Origin of the sequence: Psychrobacter faecalis (assembly GCF_016107575.1) — a bacterium.
In the GTDB taxonomy this organism is placed as follows: Bacteria; Pseudomonadota; Gammaproteobacteria; order Pseudomonadales; family Moraxellaceae; genus Psychrobacter; species Psychrobacter faecalis.
Window position 1 is genome coordinate 1 of record NZ_JABAST010000066.1, and the last position, 5,979, is coordinate 5,979.

Annotated in this window: 2 protein-coding genes; one reads left to right on the top strand and one right to left on the bottom strand. The window is 45.7% G+C overall.

What is annotated here, in order from left to right; all coding sequences use genetic code 11:
* Window positions 1-688: 688 nt before the first annotated feature.
* Entirely contained in the window at window positions 689-4,732 is a 4,044-nt protein-coding gene (purL, locus tag JFC07_RS12770) for a phosphoribosylformylglycinamidine synthase (RefSeq protein WP_198329199.1), read from the bottom strand.
* A 419-nt stretch (window positions 4,733-5,151) separates the two neighbouring features.
* Between purL and JFC07_RS12775 the strand changes: the two genes are divergently transcribed.
* Window positions 5,152-5,646: a pyridoxamine 5'-phosphate oxidase family protein gene (locus JFC07_RS12775; protein WP_198329200.1), complete on the top strand. Its 495-nt coding sequence runs from the start codon at window positions 5,152-5,154 to the stop codon at window positions 5,644-5,646.
* Window positions 5,647-5,979 lie beyond the last annotated feature (333 nt).

Genomic DNA, 5,979 nt, shown 5'->3' on the forward strand with positions numbered 1-5,979 from the left:
CGTATCAGTAAGCATTTAATCTAAATGGCAGTTACACAGAATTCGGGATGGGCTCGAAAGTGGTTTCGCAGAATATAACGTGATCATAGATATAAATGCTCAAGACTTCAAAATAATCGAGAACGATAAATATAGAGTGGCATTGCTTCAAGCTGCGCTACATAGACCCTTTCAACTTCAAGAAACTACATTAGACAAGAGTGAACAACGATATTACTTAGATAAGATACTTCATGCGAATGAATCTGAAGTCAATACTTTTCTTACAAAGCTAGACCATGGACAAGCTAACGGTGCAATATCTAACATGGTGCGTAAATCAAGTGACAGAGATATAGAAAATCTTCGTAATGGCGACTGGTTTTATTGAAAAGCTCGTAGTGTGCACCTAGCGCACCGATTAAAATTAAAGTTCAGACTAATTTATCATAAAATGGTCATTCAGAGGCGCGTTTTAGCCCCGACTGCAGCGGTATCCTGCTGGTTTGGGCGAGTTGCGATGGCTAGAGTTTGAGGTGGTGCCGAGGCAACAGCAACATCTCAACTCGTGTCACCGCCTCGCCCATACTGGCAGATACAAGCGGAAGGCGGGATTAGCTCCCCTACTTCTTAAAAACCCAAATCCCAAACACAAAAAAGGTGAGCCTAAGCCCACCTTTTTTTATGTTTAAAATTAACTCAAACTATCTTAACGCAACCAAGCCCGCGCATTACGGAACATACGCATCCACGCGCCGTCTTCATCCCATGCTTCTGGTTTCCAGCTATGATTGTAGGCACGTAGCGTACGCTCAGGGTGCGGCATCATGATGGTGACGCGACCGTCGGTGCTACACAGACCAGTGACACCGCCGACCGAACCGTTTGGATTGAGCGGATAAGTCTCAGTTGGATAACCTTGGCTGTCGACAAAGCGCATGGCGAGCTGACCGTGTTTTTCCATACCGTCGATCTCGGTATTGTCCAGCGTGGCATAGCCTTCACCGTGCGCGACAGCGATTGGTAAAATACTGTCTTGCATACCTTTGAACAGGATAGACTTGGTACGCTCGACTTTGACGTTGACCGTACGCGCTTCAAATCGCGCCGACTTATTGGCAATAAATCTTGGGAAGTTTTCCGCACCCGGTATGAGGTCTTTTAACTGCGCCATCATCTGACAACCGTTACAGACACCAAGCGAGAAGGTATCAGGACGGGCAAAGAAGCGCACAAACTGCATGCGCAATTCGTCATGGAATAAGATAGAGTTTGCCCAGCCAGAGCCAGCGCCGAGTACGTCACCATAGCTAAAGCCACCACAAGCGACCAGACCATCGAAGTCACGTAGATTGATACGACCTTCAAGTAAATCGCTCATATGGACGTCGACCGCTTCAAAGCCTGCTTGGGTAAAGCCTGCTGCCATCTCTGACTGACCGTTGACGCCTTGCTCACGCAGGATAGCGACTCTTGGTTTAGTTTCACGGCTGTTTAAGTATGGTTCTTCAACTTTTTGATTGAGGTCAAAGTTTGGTGCAGCGATAAGACCTTGATGGCTAGCATCGCTAATCAAGTCATATTCTTGCTGTACGCACGCTGGGTTATCACGGCGTCGGGCAATTTGATAGCTGACCTGAGTCCACTCTTGTTGCAGCTCAGAACGGCTAAAGCGTAAAGTATCATCGCCCATATGTAGCGGCGTTTGAATGATAAGGCTGTCTTCCTCACAGCTTTGACCGACGAGGCTTAGCATATCGCTGACGTTAAATTCTTCTGCCAATTGCATAAGAGCAGCGACGTTTTCCGGTAATACTTGAATGACCGCGCCCAGCTCCTCACTGAATAATTGACCGAGTAGGTTTTTATCGTCCAATGACAGCTTGATACCTTGACGACTGGTAAACTGCATCTCAGCAATCGTCGCCAGCAAACCGCCATCGCCGATATCGTGATAAGCGCTAATGACGCCTTGGGCATTACCCGCTTGGATAAAGTTAAAGAAATCGATTAAATCGCTTGGCTTTTCAAGGTCAGGACATTCATTGCCCAATTGGCTTGCCGTTTGCGCAAGGATTGAACCGCCAAGGCGCAGTTTACCTTTTGACAAGTCAATACGGTAGAAGGCGCTATCACCATTGATTAGCTCAGGTGTTAAGGTTTTTGCCACATCAATAACAGGCGCAAAAGCCGTAATCACAAGACTCATTGGCGAAACCACTGATTTATCTGTGCTGCCGTCTTTGTTGCTATCCGTCCAATTAGCACGCATCGATAGCGAGTCTTTACCAACAGGAATCGCTATACCGAGTGCTGGGCATAGCTCTTCACCGATCGCATACACAGCGTCAAATAATGCAGCGTCCTCATTGTCATCGCCGCAGGCTGCCATCCAGTTCGCTGACATAGTGATGTCTGATAACTGGTTAATACGCGCGCCGGCGATGTTGGTGATGGCTTCACCGACTGCTAAACGTGCAGAGGCTTTTGGATTAATCAGCGCAACAGGCGTTCGTTCACCAACGCTCATTGCCTCACCGCTCATTGGCTGACCATCTAGCGCTAATAAACCAGACGCGGTAACGGCGCAATCGGCAACGGGCACTTGATAGCGACCGACGTACTGATCGCGAACAACCATACCAGTGATTGAGCGGTCACCGATGCTAATCAAGAAAGACTTGCTCGCAACGGTTGGATGACGCAATACATCTTTGATAGATTCAGCTAAATTAAAGTTATTAAGCTCAAGCGGTGGCAGTTCTTTCTCTTGACGGCTAAAGCTACGCTGCATCTGCGGCGTTCCACCGAGCAGTACTTGCATCGGCATATCGACTGGCTGCTCATCGAGCATCTCATCATCAACGATAAGCTGACGAACTTCCGTCGCTACGCCTAAGATAGCATACGGACAGCGCTCACGGGCACAGATGGCATCAAACTGATCTTTACTCTCTGGGCGAATCGCTAACACATAACGCTCTTGCGCTTCGTTCGACCAGATAGCCATCGGTGACATTCCCGCTTCCAGCGACGGGATTTTACGCAGGTTTAAATGGGCGCCCATATCATGGTCATCGACCAGCTCAGGCATAGCGTTTGACAGACCGCCTGCGCCGACGTCATGAATAGAGACGATGGGGTTACCGTCTTTACTAGCATTGCTGGTATTACTGGCATCAGCGTCATTTCCCGACGCTTCATTTCCAGCTAAGGCCCAGCAGCGATCGATCACTTCCTGACAGCGGCGCTCCATCTCAGCGTTATCGCGCTGAACCGATGCAAAGTCCAAGCCTTCATCTAGCTCGCCGCTATCGACAGACGATGCTGCGCCGCCGCCCAAACCGATTTGCATCGCAGGGCCGCCAAGAACGATCAAGAGATCACCTTGTTGAATGGTATTTTTTTCAATCAGGTTGCGTTTGATATTGCCGTAACCACCTGCCAGCATGATGGGCTTATGATAGCCGCGCATTTGGCTGCCATCTTTTGCCGCTGAGGTATCTAATTGGAAGCTACGAAAATAACCGCAGAGGTTTGGACGACCAAATTCGTTTGAGAAATTGGCTGAGCCGAGTGGTGCTTCGGTCATAATCTCAAGGCTGGTGGCCATACGATCAGGCGTACCATAATCTTGCGTACTCACTTGACCTGATCGTTCCCATTTTTCCGCAAGCTCTGGAATATGTAAGTGTGAGACATGAAAACCAGTCAAACCAGCTTTTGGTTTACCGCCACGACCGGTTGCGCCTTCATCACGAATCTCACCGCCCGCACCTGTCGCTGCACCCGCATAAGGCGCAATCGCCGTTGGATGGTTATGGGTTTCAACTTTCATTAAGATATCGATTTCTTCTTTATGAAAGCCATAAGGATGGGCAGAATTTGCATCCGTGGCATCTGTCGGCACTGGGTAGTAACGCAGCCCCTTAGCACCAGCCATCACCGCAGCGTTGTCTTTATAAGCCGACAAAATACCTTGTGGATTGGCTTTATAAGTATTCTTAATCATCTGAAATAGGGATTTTGGCTGTGCTGCACCATCGACTGTCCATTCAGCGTTGAAAATCTTATGACGGCAATGCTCTGAGTTGGCCTGTGCAAACATCATCAGCTCAACGTCAGTTGGATTACGCTTTAGCTCATTAACGTAGGCATTCATTAGATAGTCGATATCTTCGCTCGACAAGGCAAAACCAAATTCTTTATTGGCGGCTTCTAGTGCTGATTGACCTTGACCAATGACGTCGATGCGATTAAGCGACGCGGGTTGTTCATCATCGAACAGTTTATTTACGTCATTTAAATCATAAACTAGGCTTTGGGTCATACGGTCAAACAATAATTGCTCAGCGGCTTTAGGAAGCTTGTTATTAGTTGCACCTACGTCGCCGTCTGCTTTTGCATCAATCGTTAGAGTATAAACGATAACGCGCTCGACGCGTTTAATCTCAATTTCACAGTTATTAAAAATATCGGTCGCTTTACTGGCCCACGGCGAAATCGTCCCAAAACGCGGACCGACGATCACTTGTATTTGATTGTCCTTTGAGGCGGCAAGTTGAATATCGGCATGCACCCCAAACAAATCCAGCGCTTTTTTCTGCTCATCACCTACGAGGTCGCGCGATAGCACATAAACCTGCTGAGTATGAATCTGGCTGACATTTAGCTCGGTTTTTTGCTGAAACTGACTGATGAGTTGCTGCGTCTGAAAATCGGTAAGAAACGGTTGTCCGGCGATGGTCATCATAAAGGCATAATCCGTAAGATCAAGGCATCTCTGCCATGCAAAGTAAATGGTCTGCGTATTATAACAAGAAGCCCTGTAATAAGCAGGTCAAAACCAAGATAAAAAACTTTTCGTCAGAGAAATATTGCTCAGCTGGCGTCACAATTTTTACCTAATTCTTGTAAACCTTACAAACACTCACATCGCATTACTGGCGACCTATATAAATAAGAGAGTGATAATCGCTATTCTAGTTGGCAGTTGTGATGAGTTAAGCGCCTTATAACAAGCTAATAAATATAAAGAGCTTTAAAACTATATCTATAACCTGCTCATAAAAATTATTATAAACGGCGCTGGCTTGTCTAAACTGAATGATTAATAAGCAACCATAAGTTAAACAAAGAACCACTTGCTATAATGATAAAAGGATAAACCTAATGAGTAACCAAGAGCATATCGCCAAAATCCAAGAAATCATCAAAGACGTAAAATTTGCTATGATGAGTACCACCAATAAAAAAGGTGACATTCATGCTTGGCCGATGACCACTAGTAAAGCGGATGTCGCTGCCAAAGAAATTTGGTTTATCGGTGATAAAACCTCAGACGTCGTCAAAGACATTCAAAACGATGCAAGAATTGGATTAACATACGCCACTCAAGATGAAAAGAATTACGTTTCTATCAGTGGTAACGCTGAATTATCAACCGACAAAGACAAGTTAGATGAGCTATGGTCGCCTGTTTATAACGCCTTTTTTGCCGAAGGTAAAGAAGATGAAAACGTCCAATTGATTAAAGTGGTACCACATGGTGCCGAGTGCTGGATCAGCGGTAGCTCAGTGGTCAATATGTTTAAAATGGCAACCGCAGCCGTTCAAGAAGGTAAAACTGCTGAAGATTTAGGCGAGACTTTCTCCGTCTCTCTATAACCTCGCTTTCTGTAAGTTTTGCTGTCTTAATAATAAAAAACAAAAAATAAGACATCTATTTGAACGCCAGTAAATTATTAATTTACTGGCGTTTTTTGTTTTTAATTTTGCCAATATGTTTATGACCTTGCTCGTTGTTTTTGGCACATTAAAGCTTACAAAGCGTCACAGCGTATTACAGAGCAGCTATATCGTTTTATTAAGCAACTTTATTATATTAATAACTGATTGCACACATAACGAGTCATCGGCTAAGAGTTATTAATCATTCATCAATTGGTGGTGTATCAGAAAGTATGCTGAGGAAATAAAAGGAGGAGTGACAGCCAGAGC

What these genes read in the sequence shown, in the direction of transcription:
- purL (WP_198329199.1), bottom strand. Translation starts at nt 4,732, where the DNA reads ATGATGACCATCGCCGGACAACCGTTTCTTACCGATTTTCAGACGCAG.
- JFC07_RS12775 (WP_198329200.1), top strand. Translation starts at nt 5,152, where the DNA reads ATGAGTAACCAAGAGCATATCGCCAAAATCCAAGAAATCATCAAAGAC.